Here is a 17,529-nt window from a genome sequence, read left to right on the forward strand (position 1 = left end):
CTCACCCCTTGAGCTCCGTCCCACGCCCGTCCCGCAGCACCACGACCCCCTGGGGCACCTCGACCCGGTACTTCGTGTCGCAGTTGGCCAGCCCCGAACACCCCGCCCTGAGTTCGAGCACCCCGTCCTCGAGCGTCCAGGACTCCTTGGCACTGCCGATCTTCCCGCTCGTGTCGAACCAGCGGGTGACCTTGACGTCCTCGCGGTCGACCGCGACCAGGTCGGCCGGCGCACCGTGCGACTTCACGTCCAGGCTCCTGCCGGCGAACTCGAAGGTCCTGTCCTCGGGCGCGGCGTCCCTGGCGTCGGCACAACCGGCGAGCGACACCAGCGCGGCCACCACGAGAACGACCGTCCCGTATCCGGATCTCGCACGTCGCTCCACCTCATCCTCCTTGCGGCTGTGATCGGATGCACCGTCCCGGGCCCGTCCCCCGGGGCACGTGAACACGCTCGCAAGCCTGGCCGATCCGCGGACTCCTGCCATCTGCCGTTCGGCAGATATCCCGTAGGGCCGAAGGGGGAGTTTCTCCCACCGACAACACCCGCCCGCCGTCGCCAGAATGGCCTCACGGCCGGTACGACGGGCCGTGCGACAGCACCACCGGGAGGGGACCACATCCATGGACAGCACGACGCGACCCGCACAGAGCCCAGCACCGGCCGAGCCCACCGGGCTCTCCGCACCCGCCGGATCCGCCGCACCGGCCGGGTCCTCGGTACCGGCCGGCTCTTCCGTACCGGCCGGGTTCTCGGTAGCGGCCGGGCTCACCGCCCTCCGCCGGAGCCTGACCCTCAGCCGGCTCTCCTGTGTCGCCCTCGCCCACTCCCTCGGTGTCACCGGCGCGCTCTCCCTCGTCGGCCCGGGCCTCGGACTGGTCCCGCGGGCCATGGCCCGGGTGCGCGCGCTGACCGACCGTCAACGCGCCCTGGCCGCAGACTGGTCCGGCATCCGCTTCCCGGGGCCGCCCGGCCCGCTGCCCCCGGTGCCCGAGGGCGCCTCCGGCGTATTCGCCCGCTACCGCTGGATCACGGGCGACCCGCAGACCCGCCGCGAGTTCCGCTGGGTCCTCGCCGAGCCGTTCCTCGGCAGCGTGCTGGCCTTCCTGCCGGTCGCCGCCCTGCTCGCCGGCCTCTGGGGCGTCTTCCTGGCCTTCTTCGGCGTCCCGCTGTCCGCCGAATGGGACGGCCTCTGGTTCGAGTTCATCCCGATCGAGGGCACCGTCACCGCCGTCCTCGCCGGCGTCCTCGGCCTGCTCCACCTCCCGCTCGCGCTCTGGCTCGCGCCCCGCACCGTCCACCGGCACGCCCGCCACGTCCACTCGATGCTCGCCCCGGGCGAGCAGGAGCTGCTGGCCGGCCGGATCGCCCACCTGACCGCCACCCGCAGCACCGCCGTCGACACCCGGATGGCCGAGATCCGCAGGATCGAGCGCGACCTGCACGACGGCGCCCAGGCCCGGCTGGTCGCGATGGGCATGACCCTGGACGCCGCCGAACACCTCCTGGAGAGCGACCCGCAGGCCGTCCGCGCCCTGCTGGTCGAGGCCCGCCAGTCCTCGGCCAAGGCCCTGGAGGAGCTCCGCGACCTGGTCCGCGGCATCCACCCGCCGGTCCTCGCCGACCGCGGACTCACCGACGCGGTACGGGCGCTGGCCATGGTCTGCCCGGTCCCCACCGAGGTCTCGGCGGACCTGCCCGGCCGCCCCGAGATGCCCGTCGAGTCCGCCGCCTACTTCGCGGTCTCGGAGCTCCTCACCAACGTCGTCAAGCACTCCGACGCCGGCCGCGCCGGAATCGAACTCCGCTACGATCGCGGCGTGCTGCGCATCACCGTCTCCGACAACGGGCGCGGCGGCGCGGACGCCCGCCGGGGCACCGGGCTGCGCGGCGTCGAACGACGGCTCGCCACCTTCGACGGGGTCGTCTCCGTCAGCAGTCCCCCCGACGGTCCGACCACGGTGACCATGGAGCTTCCTTGCGCATTGTCCTCGCCGAAGACCACTTCCTCCTGAGGGACGGCCTGATCCGCCTCCTCCAGGCCCACGGCCACGAGGTGGCGGCCGCCGTGGACAACGGCCCCGACCTCCTCCGGGCCCTCACCGAGCAGCGGCCGGACGTCTCGATCGTCGACGTCCGGCTGCCGCCGACCTTCACCGACGAGGGCCTGCGCGCCGCCCTCACCGCCCGCCGCACCACCCCCGGCCTCCCCGTCCTGCTGCTCTCCCAGTACGTCGAACCCCTCTACGCCCGCGAACTCCTCACCACCGGCGGCCGCGGCATCGGCTACCTGCTGAAGGACCGCATCACCAACGGCGCCCAGTTCCTCGACGCCATCCGCCGCGTCGCCGCCGGCGGCACCGCCATGGACCCCGAGGTCGTCACCCGGCTCCTGGCCGCCAAGGACCGCGACACCGCCCTCGCCACCCTCTCCACCCGCGAACGCGACGTCCTCGAATCCCTCGCCCAGGGCCGCTCCAACGCCGGCATCGCCCAGGCCCTCTTCATCACCGAGAAGGCCGTCGCCAAGCACATCACCAACATCTTCACCAAGCTCGGCCTCCCCCCGACCACCACCGACAACCGCCGCATCCTGGCCGCCCTCACCTACCTCGACCAGTGACCCCACCCGCCGGCGCACACGAAACGGCCCGGCCCGGATCCGATCCGGCCCGGGCCTTCGGCAGTGCGGCACGGTCCGTTCTTGCGGACGAACCACTCGGCACCGGCACTCGACCGATGACAGTGCGTCACTTTCTCCTGAGCCCGGCTTTCAGCGCCCGCAACCGGCTGTCCCACGTGCAGACCAACTCGTGGAAGCCGCCCGCACTTCGACTGCGGGCAGACTGCAGTCGAGACTCCGCGAGATCCAGCCACCCGCGCTGCCATCCGCTGTCTCGGGGAAAGGGGTCCGTGGAGCCGGCGAGTTCGGCCGCCCATGCGATGGTCTGACCGCGCATGAAGGCAGTGTCGACCTTCTCCTGACCGTTGACGGCTGCTTCCATGACCCTGCGTCCGTCGAAGCAGTTGTAGGCCCGCCAGGCGCTGGACCGGGCCGCTTCCGGATCCTGTTCCGCGTTCAAGATGGAACGCCGCAGGTAGAGACTCCCCAGAGACATCAGGACTTCGACGTCGGTGAAGTGCTCTTCGAGGAGGTCATCCACCACGAGTGCCTCATGGGGCGCTGCCGCATGCTCCCATTCAACGGAGTCCGCCGCGGGGCCGCTGTCGATGTCCGCGGCCGTCCGGTCCCGACGTTCATTGAGGTAGCGCCCCACGTTTCCGACGTAGTCGTCACCGATCAGCTCGGCAAACTTGGAGTCGGCCAGGTCCCAGTCCACCGGCCTGCCCAACTCGAGGGCGATCCGAGCGGACAGCAGCGACACCCGGGGGGCCTGTGTGTGGAGTTCGGTAACCTCCTGCAGGTAGTCCGAAGCCGCGCACAAGGCCGACTCCCGCGCCGCGGAGGAAATCCCCTTTTCATAGATCGCCTGTCTCAGCAGACACTCGGACGCCTCGATCAGACCACGACGCCAACGGTCCCCGTCCCGCTCCTGCCGAGCCGCCTCGGCGTGGAGTCGAGCCGCCTCGCCGTACTCCCAGATGTATCGGTGGTAGGACGCACGGGACCTCATGACGTCCAGGTTCCGCGGAAACAACTGCCCGGCCCTGTCCAGCAGTTCCCAAACCGGTCCGTGATCGACCTCCTGCGGGCGCCTGCTGTAGATCGCGGTCCAGCGCTGGTACTCACGAGTGATCCTGATGCGGGCCTCGTACAGCGCCCAGGTCGGACCGTACACCCGCTCATGCGCCATCAGCGCGTTCCAGCGCCCGCGGTGAACCTGGTCGGCTCGTACCTGCTGCAAGGAACGGCCGGTGTTCCAGCCCGTGTTGTGCACGGGTACGGCCTGCGCCGCGACCACCAGGGTCCCTTCCCGCTGCCAATCGCTGTCCAAGCACCACAAGTGCAGCAGGGCCAATGACTGATTCCCGGCCCGGACCTCCTCACCACTGTCGAGCCACCGACGGACCTCTTCGACGGCCTTGGCGTGCTCCGGAAGCAGCGTCCGTCCACGACCGCCCCCGGACCAGGCCTGCTTCGTGCGGAGCAGCCGGAGCCACGTCATGTAGGTGCGTCCGGTGGGGAAGGACCGCACGGCGATCCGGGCCATGCGCACACCTTGTTGAAGGCTGTGCCGGGCCGACGCGTGATCGTTGCGCTCACGGTAGACATAGGCCAGGAACGCGTTGGCCTCGGCCAGTTCGACCATGTGGTCCAGCGGCATGGTGGCGCTGGGCCCCTCCCGATCGGCAAGGCTTCCGGCCCGGCCGTTCAGGAGAGCGAGAACCTCCCGGGCACCCGCGTACTGCAACTCCAGATCCGCGTGCCGCTCGTGGACCCTGCGCAGGAATCCGGCCGCTTCGACCACCAGTGGCACCGGCCAGTCGTCCCTGGAGCCCCACGCCTCCTCAAGTGCCGACAGTGTCTCCCGGGCCAGCTCCAGCCGCTCTCCGTCCCCCCTTGTCTCCTGCGCGTACATGTACCCGCTTGCCAGGAGATTGTGTGTCCACTGCTGCTGACGCTCCGGGACCACGCTCGCCAAACGGGCGTTCTCGTTCGCGAGTTCATAGGCGGAACGCACCGCTGTCCGTCGCTCGTCCGCCGTCGTCGCCGTCGCACGGCGAAGTCCTGCCAACCTGTAGAGGAACCAGTTCCGGGTCTGGCGGGCCCGCGACTCCTGCGCCAGAGGAAAGACCTCGATCAGTTGCTCCGCCAGTTCGAGACTGTCGGAGGCATCGGCGCTCACGTCTGCCGAAATCTGGGCAGCAGCCGTGTTCAGGATCCAGGATGTCGACCACAGCAGACGGTTCAGCGAGACGTTGGCGGGACCTTCATGGAGGGCCGCCAGCTGTCGCGTCAACCGTTCACGGGCGGGGGCCACCTGGGCAAGCGCGCGATGGCGGCGCGCCCCGTGGAAGCCGCACTGGTCGACGGAGCGAAGCACACGCCACGGGGCGGCTTCACCGCACACCTCCAAGAGCGATACGGCGTACTCGAACGCGGACAGGAAGGTCGCGACCGCATCCGGCTCCTGCACAGACGCCCGGGAGGCCAGGTTGAGGCGTCCCGCCGCCGCGTACAGCTCGTCGATCAACTCCCATCCCCGCACAGCTCCGTTGCCGGGTTCTGCACCGTTCGCCACAGCATTCCGGGCAGCCGATCGCTCACTCTCCGCGCCAGTCCGCGAGACCGTCTCCGGCGAGGTGTTCGCCGGGTCCGTCAGCGGAACAGAACCGATCGTCTGCGCCACCGGCAGGAGGACCGCGTCCGCGGAGTCGCCGTTGACGTAGAGGCCGAGTCGCGCGCGCAACCCGGGCAGCGCGTCCGGGACATGGCGGTCGATCCATCCCACGGCCCGACGCAGTGCCTCGATCACACGAGGCACTGCCTCCGACTCCCCCTCCGTCTCCCCGCTCGGCAGCACCGTGTTGGCCAGCAGGCGCCCGGCCGCGATCAGGTTCCGGTCGACGACGTCGCACGGGCGCTCCCCGTCGGCGCCCGCCGCCATGTCAGCGGTGGACCGGATCGTACGCAGGAGATCGTTCCTGAGCGCCTCTCGACTGACCGGGCTGACCTCCAGCCGGGGGGAATCCCCGGCTGGAGGTCCCGAGTCGGCGGCGGGACGCCAAGGGACGAGAATCCCCTCGTTGAAAAGCACCCGCAACACACTGTCCGGCAACCCCATGCCCCGGAGCGCGACCACCGGGAGTGGCAGTTCGTCGATGACTCCCCACACGGTGAGGAGGGCCTGGCCTTTGGTGCGGTCCGTTCCTGTCGCGGTGGACCAGGCCCTGTCCAGTACGCCGGCGATGGTCGGCTCTGCGGCCTCCATCAGGGCTTCTTCGAACTCTTCGGGCCCGATCTCCACCGCCGCCCGGGAACGGGCGTCGAATCCCGCGAGGAAACTGTCGTAATCGTCCTTCCGGTGAATTCGACAGACCAGGCGGACGGCGCGTTCGATGACCCCGGGGCGACGCACTATCTCGTCATAGCCCACCAGATCCAGGCCGTTGACATCGGTCACGAGATTCTCGTCGGCGAGCCAGTCGCCGATCAGCGCGAGAGCGTCCGATGTGGCCAGCGCAGGTACGACGAGGGGCCTCGGCCGGTGGCTTCCACCGTCGATCTCAACGGTTTCGGTGGTCTCCACGATGACCGCGGCGCGCTTGAAGACGTCCTGCCTCAGCAGCTCGTCCAGCTCTTCGCGGAGTTCCGGGCGATTCAGGTCGATGCGAGACGCCTTGATGACAAGAATGAGACTCCTGCCCTTGACCTGACGAGGCAGAACGAGGTCGAGAAGGCCATCGGTCGTACGCTTGGCCGCAACCATGAATTCGCTGTCGTCCAGCGTCTGGTGCAGCGCTCTGGTGATCGCCTCCATCAGCGGGCTCTCAGCCGCCGCACTGGGCTCGATCTCGAGCACCACGGGCGGGAGGGAACCCGCGGGCAGGAGGTCGGCCTTGGCGAGAAGCGAGGTGAGAAGCGCCGACTTGCCCACCTGCGCCCGTCCCATCACGGGAAGGACCTGCCCCATGCGCACCATTGGGCGCGCCTCACCCAGCAATGCGTCGCGCCCCAGGAAAGGGATCGGCAGCGGCAACGGGTCCGGGCCGAGGTACTGGATCTTCTCAGGTTGCGCCGGCGTCCCACTGTCACTGTCCGGCGCGGGCGCTTGATAGCCGGCCGCCTCGAACGGCTTCACGAACCGCCGATTCCTCACCCAGGGCAGTTCACCCACCCGCGAGTCATTGGTGACCGGTCGCGGGTAACCACGGCTGGTGAGCCACTTGTCGACATGCGCCAACAGTTGCCGCGGTGTCCAGAACTGCTCAGTGGACGGCCCACCAGCCACCAGGCACGTGATGAGGGCCTGGCCGAAAGCCGTGAACTCGTTGTCCTCGGGTGACTTGGCCGTTCGGTTGGCTTCGCAGGCGGCGAGGACGTAGCAGCCCTCCGGTGCCTCACCGGCAACGTGTTGCTCGAAGGGCAGGACGTCCATGGCCAGCCCGGCATGGCAGCAGTCGAGAAGGACGAGTTTGATCGGCGCGGGCCCGCTGCCCACCGCATTCATCAGGTCGGCGAACGCCAGCATGGTGCTCGGCATGTCGGCTCGGGAATGCGTCAGTGGCAGCAGGAGTTGCCCGCCTTCCTCGACACCGTGACCCGCGAAGTAGAGGACGAAGCACTCCTCCGCCGCCTGGGACGCCGCCTGGACGACCGAGAGGATCTCGGCGGGGTTGCTCTTGTGCGTCAAGATCTCCTGGCAGTGATCGAGCCTGAGCCCCCACACAGCAGGATCACGCAGTTGCTCGCTCACCTTCTCGACTGTTCGCTCAACCGCCTCGAGCTCGGCGAACGTACTGTCGGTGAAGATGCGGGACGAGATGAGGACGGCGCGTGACTTCTCTCCGGCAGGCGGCTCGGCGTTCATGAACTGCCGAGAGAACGCGGCAGTTCGCGGAGCACCGCCTCGGCGGTTTCGGGGTCACGCGCCTCGATGGTGATGGTCCGCGTGCCGTCAGGAGCATCCACGCGTTCGATGACCAGCATCGGCCTGTCCTCGGCCGGACGGGAGGCGGCCTTCGACCGCCAGTAGTCGATCACCGACTGTGCCAGCACACCGACCAGTCCCGCATCGATGGCAAAGCGCAGACAGTCCGCGAGCACTCCCATGTCGCCCGGAAGGGTGGCCGCGTGTTCGCGCCGGACGACCACACGACGCAGATCACGCTCGGACTTGAGCCACTTCTCCAGCGCGCCCAACTCATCGGAGCGCGCGTCCACCAAACGAAGAGTGATCTGCACCAGGCCCCCCGGGCTTGCGACCAATCAGATGCCGCACCATACCAGCTGCGAACAGGCCGAGGTGCCGGCCTTGGACACGCTCCTCCGCTTCGTCGCGGCCGACTCCGCGCACGGTGCGGCACGTGATCGCCGCTGCGGATCCGCACCGAAGCGAGCCGTCCGGACCGGGGGCGAAGCCGGGAAGGCCGGGGCCGAGGAGCAAGGGCCGAGGCGGGATCAACACCCGCGCTCACGCATCGCTCAAGCAAGCGATCCCGTGGCGCGTCGCCGGCGCCTGCCCGCAGATCGGGGAAAGGCAAAAGCCCCAGGTCACGGCGAGTGAGTCCTGGGGCTTCTACAGAGCCGCCTGCGGGATTCGAACCCGCGACCTACGCATTACGAGTGCGTTGCTCTGGCCAGCTGAGCTAAGGCGGCACCGTCGCCGTGTGTGGCGGCAACGCGGGCCAGTCTACACAGGTTGGCGGGTGATCCGTTACCCGGTATCCGGGGGCGGGGGTCAGGCGGAGGAGACGGCGAGTTTGGCGGCGAAGCCGGCGAAGAGGACGGCGACGCCGCTGGTGAGGGTGGCGGAGAGGCGCTTGCGGCGGCGGAAGGCGGTGGCGAGGGTGGTGCCCGCGAAGATCAGGAGGGAGAGGTAGAGGAAGCTGAAGGTCTGGAGGATGCCGCCGAGGAGGGCGAAGGAGAGGGCGGGCTGTCCGTAGGAGGCGTCGACGAACTGGGTGAAGAAGGAGAGCAGGAAGAGGATCGCCTTCGGGTTGAGGAGGCTGATCACGAGGGCGCGGCGGAAGGGGTTCTCGGTGCTTTCGGGGGTCTGCTCGGTGGTGGGGTCGGCCGCGGCGCGGCGTTCGCGCCAGAGCTGGCGGGCGGCGCGGAGCATGCCGTAGCCGATCCAGAGGAGGTAGGCGGCGCCGCCGAACTTGACCACGGCGAAGACGGCCGGGTTGGCCTTGAGCAGGGAGGCCGCGCCCAGCGAGGTGAGGCTGATCAGGGTGAGGTCGCCGATGAAGACGCCGGCCGCGGCCCGGTAGCCGGTGCGGATGCCCTTGCGGGCCGCGACGGACAGGACGTACAGGGAGTTGGGGCCGGGCAGCAGGATGATGACGAGGGCGCCGAGGATGTACGTCGCCAGGTCGTTGACTCCGAGCACGATGAGCTCCGGTGCAGGGGAGGGTGGCAAGGGGCGCTCATCGTAACGCCGTACCGGTAATCGGTTGAAGTGAAAACCACCTGTCGGTCGGCCGGCGCCCGGCCCGCCCTACCGCTCGCAGCGCTTGCCCTGCTCCGGGGCCTCCCCGGTCAGCAGGAAGCGGTTCACCGCGCCGTCCACGCAGGTGCTGTGCCGGCCGTACGCGGTGTGGCCGTCGCCGTCGAAGGTGAGCAGGCGCCCGGACTCCAGCTGGCCGGCCAGCGACTGCGCCCAGGCGTACGGGGTGGCCGGGTCGCGGGTGGTGCCGATGACGACGATCGGGGCGGCGCCGGCGGCCCGGACGGTGTGCGCCGCCCCGGTGGCCCGGACCGGCCAGTAGGCGCAGGTCAGGGCCATCCAGGCCATGTCGCGCCCGAAGTGCGGCGAGACCCGCTCGAACTCCGGTACCGCCCGCTGGACGTCCTCCGGGCCGTGGAACGGGGCGGGCAGGTCGAGGCAGTTCACCGCAATGTTGGCGAACATCAGGTTGGGGTACGAGCCGTCCGACTCGCGCCCGTAGTAGTCGTCGGAGAGCCTCAGCAGCCCGGTGCCGTCGCCGGCCTCGGCGTCGGTGAGCGCGGCGCGCAGCTTGGGCCAGAGGAAGTCGGCGTACATGGCCTGGATGACGCCGGTGGTCGCCTGGGACCCGGTGAGCCGACGGCCGGCGTCGGTGGTGGGCAGCGGGGCGGTGCGGACCCCGCCGAGCAGGGCGGTGAGCCGGTCGCCGACCTGCTGCTCGGTGCGGCCGAGCGGGCAGTCCTCGCGCTTGGCGCAGTCCTGCGCGAAGGCGGCCCAGGCGGTCTCGAAGCCGCCCGCCTGGGTGCGGTTGCCGGCGACGGAGTCGAGCGACGGGTCCATCGCGCCGTCCAGCACCAGCCGCCCGACCCGGCTCGGGAACAGCCCGGCGTAGGTCGCGCCGAGGAAGGTGCCGTAGGACTTGCCGACGAAGTTCAGCTTCTCGTCGCCGAGCAGGGCGCGCAGCACGTCCATGTCGCGGGCGGCCTCGACGGTGCCGAGGTGGCCGAGCGCCGCCCCGGCCTGCGTCCGGCAGCCCTCGGCGAACTCCTTGTCGGCCGCGACCAGCGCGTCGACCCCGCCCTGGTCGCCGGGCGCCAGGCCGACGGCGGTGTAGGCGTCCATCCGGTCGCCGCTCAGGCAGCTGACGGGGCTGCTGCGGCCCACCCCGCGCGGGTCGAGGCCGACCAGGTCGTAGCGGGCCCGCACCCCGTGGTCGTACGTGCGGGCGGCGGCCTCCAGGTACTCGATCGCGGAGCCGCCGGGCCCGCCCGGGTTGAGCAGGAGGGAGCCGAGCCGCGTGCCCTGGGAAGCGGCGGAGGCAGAGGCGGTGGCGGAGGCGGACGGGGCGGGGGCGTGGGCGGGGGCGGGGGCGGACGGGTCGGAGGAAGCACTCCCGGTGCCCGCCGGTTCCGCCGCGGCCCGGGCGGCCGCGAGGGTGAGGTCCCCGTCCCCCGGGTGGTCGTAGTCCAGCGGCACCCGGAACGTCGTGCACTCGAACCCGCTGTCGCAGGGCTGCCAGACCGGACGTTGCGCGTAGTACGGCGCGAGCGCGGCCGGGACGGCGGCGGGCAGCGGCTCCAGCGGGGTGGCTCCGGCCCCCGCGGCCGTCGGGGCCGAGGACGTGCCGGAGGCGGCCGGGTCCGGGGAGGGGGCCGCCGGCGCCCCGGCCGGATCCGCGCTGCAACCGCCCGCCAGCAGCCCTACGACGACCAGCGCCGCGGCCAGCACCCGTGCCCGCGCCGATGCCTGTGCCCGCGCCCGCACCGATGCCTGCGCCTGCGCCTGTGCCCGCTCGAAGGCCCTCATCCGCCACCTCTCCGCAACCGACCAGCACGTGGAAGAACCGAAGGAACACCGGGGGAACACCCGCAGTGGGAACAACCCTCGAAGCACCCCGGAGGAAACGCAGCTGCCCGGCACCCGCTCCGGGGTACCGGGCAGCGTAGTGCCGCCGGACCTGCCCTCAGGACGCCCTGGCCAGCGCCTCGGCCAGGAACTGCGCCGCCTGACGGACCAGCCGCAGCCGCTCCCGGTCGGGGGTGAAGTCCTGCACGTTGTCCGAGATCCGCACCTCGGCCTTGGCCGCCGCTCCGGGGCCGGCCTTCAGTGCGGCCTGGAGCTTGCGGGCCGCGTCCAGCCCGGCGGAGTCGCCCTTGGCGGCCGCCAGCAGCAGCTTGGCGGCGCTGCCGGCCGGGGCCTCGGCACCGGTCTGGGTGAGCGCGGTGGCGTCGTACCGGCCGGAGACCGCCGCCGCCGCGCCGTACAGGTCGGGCCGGGAGAGCCCGGCGGCGGCCGCGCAGGGCGCGCCGGCCTCGACGCCGAGGGTGCCCCAGGAGGCCGGGCCGGGCGGCAGGGTGCGGAAGGAGGTCGCGATGGTGGTGCGCAGCGTCGCGTCGTCGGCGACGGCGGCCGGAGCGGCGGCGACCAGTTCGCAGGGGTGCGCGGTGCCGTTCGGCGCCTCGGGGGCGACCAGGATGAAGGGGTGGGACTTGCCGGTCTGGAGGGCCGCCCCGATGCCCTCGAAGACGTCCGGGACCTCGGCGTCGGCGGTCTTCTGGGGCGTGGCGGCCTGCATCACGACGACCGGGAAGCGGGCGTTCGGCTCCTTGGCGTACTGCGGCGGAAGCCAGACCCGGATGTTGCGGGGGTGGCCGTCGGGGCCCAGTACGGCGGACTGGAGCAGCTCGCCCCCGCCGGGGTGGCCGACGCTGTCGAAGCGGCTGACCACGGCGGGGGCCGCGGCAGCCGCGACGGCGGCGGGGGCAGCGGGGTCGGGGGCGGCGGCCGACTCGGCGACCGCGGGCGGCACCGCCTGCTGCTGCCGGACCACCGTCCCCGAACCGGTCCCGGCACCCGTGTCCGTGCCCGGAGCCGAGCCCGCCGCGTCCACGACCGGCTCCGCCCGGTCCGGCTCCTGGGTGCCCCGGCCGAGACCGCCGAAGGCGCCCAGCGTGGTGAGCACCGTCAGCGCGGTGACGCACACCCCGCAGACCATCGCCCCGGCCGCCCGCAGCAGCATCGGCCAGCGGTCGCCGGCCAGCTCGTAGGTCTCGGCGGCGCGCAGGTCGCGCCAGCGGTGTTGGGCGCCCCGGGCCAGCCAGATCCCGCCGAGGGCGGCGGCCAGCAAGGGGATGACGAGGAGCGAACGAACCACGGGACGCACCACCTCTGGAGGGGGTCGCGCCGAACCGGACCCGGCGCGCACGGAAGGCGACCGCCCCGGCAGCGGGCGCAGTCGGCCCCCAGCGTGCACAACGGGTGGACGGTCACACGACGGTGTGCCCGGCGAGTGTCGCTCGTTCACTCGAAGGTGGGATGGCGCACCGGCTCCGGGAGGCGTACAGCCGACGCCCGCCGGAGCGACGCCCGGGTGGACGGTCCGAGGGCCCGAGGGCCCGGAGCCGGACGGCCCCGCCCCCGATCGGCGCTCAGCCCGCGCTCAGCCCGCGCGCAACGCCACCGTCATCGCCTCGACCGCGAGCAGCGGGTCGACGTTGCGGTCCAGCGCCTGACGGCAGGCCAGCACCGCCTCGATCCGCCGCAGCGTGCTCTCCGCCGGCCCGGCCTGGGCCACCCGGTTCAGCGCCTGCCGCTGGTCCTCGTTGGCGAGCGCGCCGGTGGAGCCGAGCTGGATGGCGAGCACGTCCCGGTAGAAGCCGAGCAGGTCGAGCAGGGCGACGCCGAGGGTCTCCCGGCGGGTGCGGGTGGCCCGGCTCTTCTGCCGCTTCTCCAGCTCCTTGACCGCGCCGGCCATGCCGCGCGGCACCTTGCCGCCCTCGTAGGCGCCGTAGGCGGCCTTGAGGTCGTCCGTCTCCTTGGCGTCCTGGGTCTCGGCGAGCGCCTCGGCGTCGGCCTTGGCGGTGTCGACCAGGCGCTGGGCGGCGGTCAGGCAGCCGCCGATGTCTCCCACCTCCAGCGGGATGCGCAGCACCTCCGTCCGGCGGGTGCGGGCCTGTTCGTCGACGGCGAGGCGGCGCGAGCGCTCGATGTCGCCCTGCCCGGCCAGCGCGGCGAGCCGGGCGGTCTCCGGGTCGACGCCGTCACGGCGGACCAGCGTGTCGGCGACCGCCTCGGCCGCGGGGGTGCGCAGCACCAGCAGGCGGCAGCGTGAGCGGATGGTCGGCAGCACGTCCTGGACGGAGGGGGCGCACAGCAGCCAGACGGTGCGCGGGGAGGGTTCCTCCACGCCCTTGAGCAGCGCGTTCGCGGCGGCCTCGGTGAGCCGGTGGGCGGCGTCCACCAGGATCACCGACCAGCGGCCGCCGGTCGGGTAGCTGGAGGCGCGCACGACCAGGTCGCGCATGTCGCCGACGCCGATGGAGAGGCCGTCGGTACGGACGTACTTCACGTCGGCGTGGCTGCCGGCCAGCACCGTGTGGCAGCCGTCGCAGAACCCGCAGCCGGGCGTGCCGCCGAGCGCGAGGTCGGGACTGGTGCACTGGAGGGCGGCGGCGAAGGAGCGCGCGGCGGTGACCTGCCCGGCGCCGGGCGGGCCGGTGAACAGCCACGCGTGCGTCATCAGGGAGGCGTTCGCGCCCTCGACCGGGGCGGTCCCGCGACCGGCCTCGATCGTCGCCCCGGCCGCCCGGGCGGCGGCGGTCAGCTGCTCGACCACCCGCTCCTGGCCCACCAGGTCGTCCCAGACGGCCACTGCTGCTCCCAAGCTCAGTACGGCAGCGCTCGTGGCGCCTCTTCCCCGCCGTCGAGCATACGTCTCCGCTCCGACACCCACTGCTCCGTCCGGGTCACGGCGGGGCGAGGAGGCGGCCCCACGGAACGCGGCGGCGCCGCCGGGGACCTGCCCCGACGGCGCCGCCCACACGTGTCCGGTCAGCCCCGGCGGCCCCAGCGACGGCCCTTGCCCTTGCCGTCGCCCTTGCCGTCGCCCTTGCCGTCACCCGTGCCGTCGCCCTTGTCCTGTGCGTCCCTGCGGCCCTCGGGCCGCTCCGCGCCGCCCTGCGGGCCGCCGTACGGAGCGCCCTGGCCCTGACCGCCGTGCTCCCAGCGCGTCCACTCGTCGTGCGAGCCCAGCAGGGTGTCGGTGAGGCTCGGCAGGTCGTCCAGCGGCGTCTCCTCGGCCCACTCCGGCCTCGGCCGCTCGGCACCGGGCTGCGACCGCTCGGCCGTCGGCCCGGCGTCGACCACCGGCAGCTCGCGGGTGCTGTCCACCGGCTCCGCGCGCCGCGGCCCCTGCGCCGGCCGGCCCTCGGTGCGGCCCTCGGTGCGGCCCGGCTCGATCCGCGGCAGCACCTCGGTCCGGTCGGCCTCCGCCGGGACCCTCGGCAGCACGGCCGTCTCGTCCACCGCCGAGGCCGGCACCACCGGCAGCTTGGCGGTCTCGTCGACCGTACCGGCAGTTCCGCCGGCCGCCCGGCGCGCCTCGGCAGCCTCCGCGGCCTTGCGCGCCTCGGCGGCCTCAGCAGCCCGGACGGCCGCCTGCCGGTCCCGCGGCGAGAGCTCGCGCGTCGCCTCGTCCCCGAGCCCGCCCACCGGAGCCTGCGCCGCCGACTGCGCCGCGTCCCGCGGGGCGCCCTTCGGAACGTCCCGGACCGCCCGCAGCTCCGTGGTCGTCTCCGCAGCCGACTCCCCGGCCACCGAACCCGAACCCGACGCTGAACCCGGACCCGACGCCGAACCCGCGTCGGACGCCGAACCCGGACCCGGCCGCGCCTCGGCCCGGCCCTCCGCGGACTCCGCCGCCGCAGCCGCGGCCGCGAGCGCGGCGGCCTGCGCCAGCCGCGCCTCCTCGGCCCGCTGGAGCGCCTCCTCCGCCCGGCGGCGCTGCTCCTCGCGGGCCAGCTCGCGCTGCCGCTGGAGCTCGGCCTGGGCGGCCGCCTCCTCGGCGATCCGCTTGCGCTCGGCGGCCTCGGCGGCCAGCCGGGCCTCCTCGGCCCTGCGCCGCTCGGCCTCCTGCTCGGCGCGACGCGCGGCCTCCTCCTCGGCCCTGCGGCGCGCTTCCTCCTCGGCCTTGCGCCGGGCCTCGGCGGCGGCCCGCTCGGCCTCCTCCTCGGCCAGCCGCTCCTGCTCCGCCTGCTCGGCCCGCAGCTGCGCCAGCACCTCCTGCCGCTTGCGCTCGGCGGCCTCCTCCTCGGCCTTCTTGCGGGCCTCCTCGGCGGCGCGGCGCTCGGCCTCCTCCTTGGCCAGCCGCTCCTGCTCGGCGCGGGCGGCCCTCTCCTGCTCGGAGAGCGGCAGCTCGCGGTCGAGCCGGTGCCGGATGGCAGTGGTGACGAAGCCGGGGGCCTGGCTGCCGTCCACGACCAGGTAGCGCGCCGGGTCGGCGGCGGCGAGGGCGAGGAAGCCGGCCCGGACCCGCAGGTGGAACTCGGTGGGCTCGGACTCCAGCCGGTCCAGCGCCTCGGTGAAGCGCTCGCGGGCCTTGGTCGGGTCGACATCCAGGACGACGGTCAGGTCGGGCAGCAGCCCGCCGGTGGCCCAGCGGGAGATCCGGGCGACCTCGGTCGCGGCCAGGTCGCGACCGGCGCCCTGGTAGGCGATGGAGGAGTCCATGTACCGGTCGGTGATCACCACGGCGCCGCGGGCGAGGGCCGGCCGGATGACGTTCTCGACGTGCTCGGCGCGGTCGGCGGCGTAGATCAGCGCCTCGGCGCGGTGCGACAGGCCGGTGTTGCCGACGTCCAGGACGAGGCCGCGCAGCCGCTGGCCGACCGGGCTGCCGCCGGGCTCGCGGGTGAGCACGACCTCGTGCCCCTTGCCGCGGATCCACTCGGCGAGCGCCTGGGCCTGGGTGGACTTGCCGGCGCCGTCGCCGCCCTCCAGGGCGATGAAGAAGCCGGTGCCCGCGCCGAGGCGCGGCGCCGGGCCGCCCGGGCCGCGCACCGAGTCCACCAGGTCCCGGACGAACGGCGCGGTGCCGCGCCGGTCGTCGGTGCGCAGCAGCACGACCGCGGCGAGCACCAGCGTGAGCAGCCCGGAGGTGGCGACGGCCAGGGCCGCGCCGCCGTGGATGAAGGTGAAGGAGCCGGGCTCGACGGTGCCGTACTCGACGTCCCCGTAGGCGGCGGCGATCAGCGGGACGACGACCAGCGCGGCGGCGACCACGGTCCGGAGCACCGCGAACAGGTGCTCGGTGACCTTCGGCAGCCGGGCCTCCTCGACCTCCTGGGCGAGCAGGGTGCGTCCGGCCGAGATCACGATCCCGGCGGCCAGCCCGGCCAGCACGGTGAGCAGCAGGACCAGCACGAAGTCCAGCACCAGCCCGGCCAGGATCAGTGCGACGCCCTGGGTGAGCAGCGCCAGCGCGAGCAGCCGGCGACGGGACAGCGAGGGCAGCGTGGCCCGGGTGAGCCGGGCGCCCAGGGCGGGCGTCCCGGCGGCGGCGAGCACCAGCAGGCCGTAGCCGATCGGCCCGGCGCGGTGCTCGGCGGCGGTGAGCAGCGCGAGCGCGGCGACGCCCGCCATCGCGGCGTAGCCGGCCGCGACGGCGAAGGTGAAGTACGGGGCGCCGCCGGTGCGCCCCTTGCTCAGCGCGGGGCCGGGGGCGGCGTCGGTCGGGGCGCGCAGGCCCTGGAGCGGCGAGACCGGGGCGACGGACACCGGGCCGCCGGGCAGCTGCTGGAGGTGGTCGCGGACCGCCGCGGCGGCGAACAGCCCGGCCGCGCCGAGCGCCGCGAAGGTGAGCTGGTGGGCGCGGAGCCAGTCGGAGCCGAGGGCCGCGCCGATGTTGTTGAGCAGGGTGAAGGCCACCAGGCCGAGCGCGCCGAGCGGCACGGTCACCCAGCCGGTGAAGCGGTCGATGCTCCGGACGCTCTCCAGGTTGGCCGCGGCCGGGCGCTGCTCGGCGACCGGCAGGTGCGGGTTGGCCGGAGGCAGCAGGCCGGGAACGGCGGCGGCCTTGGCGATCCCCCGGACCCGCTCGGCGGCACCGGTGACGAACACGGTGGCGAGCAGGGCGTAGGTGGCGGCCCCGGACGGCTCGGCGGCGGAGCCCAGCCAGACGCTCCACCAGGGGGCGAGGCCGATCAGCAGGGCGCGCAGCACGTCGGTGCCGAAGAGCGTCCAGCGCCGGTCCAGTCGGCCGGTGACCAGCCGGTGCACCGGGCCGAGCAGTGCGACGCCGACCAGGCCGGTCGCCAGCACCCGGACGGCGAGGACCGCGGCGAGGGCGAAGGCGAGGCTGCGCGGCAGGCTGCCGAACCGGCCGCCCTGGGCGGCGGCGATCACGGTGAGCGCGATCAGCACCAGCAGACCGAGCCGGTCGGCGGTGCCGCCGATCAGCTGGGTGGTCCACAGGCGCCGGTAGGCACGTGTCCGCAGCAGCGCCCGGGCCCGGTCCACCGGAGTCCCGGCGGGCGCGACCCCGGGCAGGTCGGACACCCCCGCTCTGGCGGCCGGGGCGCTGGGGGTGGGCTGCTCCTCGCTCGTCATACGGTCAGCGTAGCGGGCTGGGCCTGGCCGGAATGTGGCGAACGGGCTTCCGGATCGTGCTCATCACCGGGTT

The 17,529-nt window shown here is 73.2% G+C and carries 10 protein-coding genes and 1 tRNA gene; 2 read left to right on the forward strand and 9 right to left on the reverse strand.

What is annotated here, in order from left to right:
• Position 1: 1 nt before the first annotated feature.
• A complete protein-coding gene (locus ACFVHV_RS19920; protein WP_380352437.1) occupies positions 2-385 on the reverse strand; it encodes a hypothetical protein in 384 nt (127 codons plus the stop codon).
• A gap of 238 nt (positions 386-623) precedes the next feature.
• Between ACFVHV_RS19920 and ACFVHV_RS19925 the strand changes: the two genes are divergently transcribed.
• Together ACFVHV_RS19925 and ACFVHV_RS19930 are read left to right on the forward strand one after the other, a co-directional pair.
• On the forward strand, positions 624-2,015 hold the full coding sequence (locus tag ACFVHV_RS19925; protein ID WP_380352439.1) for a histidine kinase: 1,392 nt from the start codon (positions 624-626) through the stop codon (positions 2,013-2,015).
• Positions 1,979-2,623, forward strand: a complete 645-nt coding sequence (locus ACFVHV_RS19930) for a response regulator transcription factor (protein ID WP_359902074.1) — start codon at positions 1,979-1,981, stop codon at positions 2,621-2,623. The genes ACFVHV_RS19925 and ACFVHV_RS19930 overlap by 37 nt, the downstream gene beginning before the upstream one ends.
• A gap of 127 nt (positions 2,624-2,750) precedes the next feature.
• Here ACFVHV_RS19930 and ACFVHV_RS19935 read toward each other — a convergent pair whose 3' ends face one another.
• From ACFVHV_RS19935 to tmk, 8 genes are all read right to left on the reverse strand, one after another.
• Positions 2,751-7,493 (reverse strand): caspase family protein, encoded by a 4,743-nt coding sequence (locus ACFVHV_RS19935; protein ID WP_380352441.1) that lies wholly within the window; start codon positions 7,491-7,493, stop codon positions 2,751-2,753.
• Positions 7,490-7,846: a hypothetical protein gene (locus ACFVHV_RS19940; protein ID WP_380352443.1), complete on the reverse strand. Its 357-nt coding sequence runs from the start codon at positions 7,844-7,846 to the stop codon at positions 7,490-7,492. Before ACFVHV_RS19940 ends, ACFVHV_RS19935 begins: the two co-directional genes overlap by 4 nt.
• Positions 7,847-8,207: 361 nt before the next feature.
• Positions 8,208-8,281, reverse strand: a tRNA-Thr gene (locus tag ACFVHV_RS19945).
• An 82-nt stretch (positions 8,282-8,363) separates the two neighbouring features.
• Positions 8,364-9,014: a leucine efflux protein LeuE gene (gene leuE, locus ACFVHV_RS19950; protein ID WP_359902067.1), complete on the reverse strand. Its 651-nt coding sequence runs from the start codon at positions 9,012-9,014 to the stop codon at positions 8,364-8,366.
• A gap of 108 nt (positions 9,015-9,122) precedes the next feature.
• Positions 9,123-10,877, reverse strand: coding sequence for an alpha/beta hydrolase (locus tag ACFVHV_RS19955; RefSeq protein WP_380352445.1), 1,755 nt, complete (start codon positions 10,875-10,877; stop codon positions 9,123-9,125).
• Between the two features lie 157 nt (positions 10,878-11,034).
• The gene (locus tag ACFVHV_RS19960; protein ID WP_380352446.1) at positions 11,035-12,225 is read right to left on the reverse strand and encodes a hypothetical protein; all 1,191 of its coding nucleotides are present in this window, start codon (positions 12,223-12,225) and stop codon (positions 11,035-11,037) included.
• Positions 12,226-12,510: 285 nt separating this feature from the next.
• On the reverse strand, positions 12,511-13,722 hold the full coding sequence (locus ACFVHV_RS19965; RefSeq protein WP_359902138.1) for a DNA polymerase III subunit delta': 1,212 nt from the start codon (positions 13,720-13,722) through the stop codon (positions 12,511-12,513).
• 179 nt (positions 13,723-13,901) lie between these two features.
• Positions 13,902-17,456 (reverse strand): dTMP kinase, encoded by a 3,555-nt coding sequence (gene tmk, locus ACFVHV_RS19970; protein WP_380352448.1) that lies wholly within the window; start codon positions 17,454-17,456, stop codon positions 13,902-13,904.
• Positions 17,457-17,529: the final 73 nt, after the last annotated feature.

The organism is Kitasatospora sp. NPDC127116, from assembly GCF_042677365.1.
GTDB lineage: Bacteria > Actinomycetota > Actinomycetes > Streptomycetales > Streptomycetaceae > Kitasatospora > Kitasatospora lactacystinica.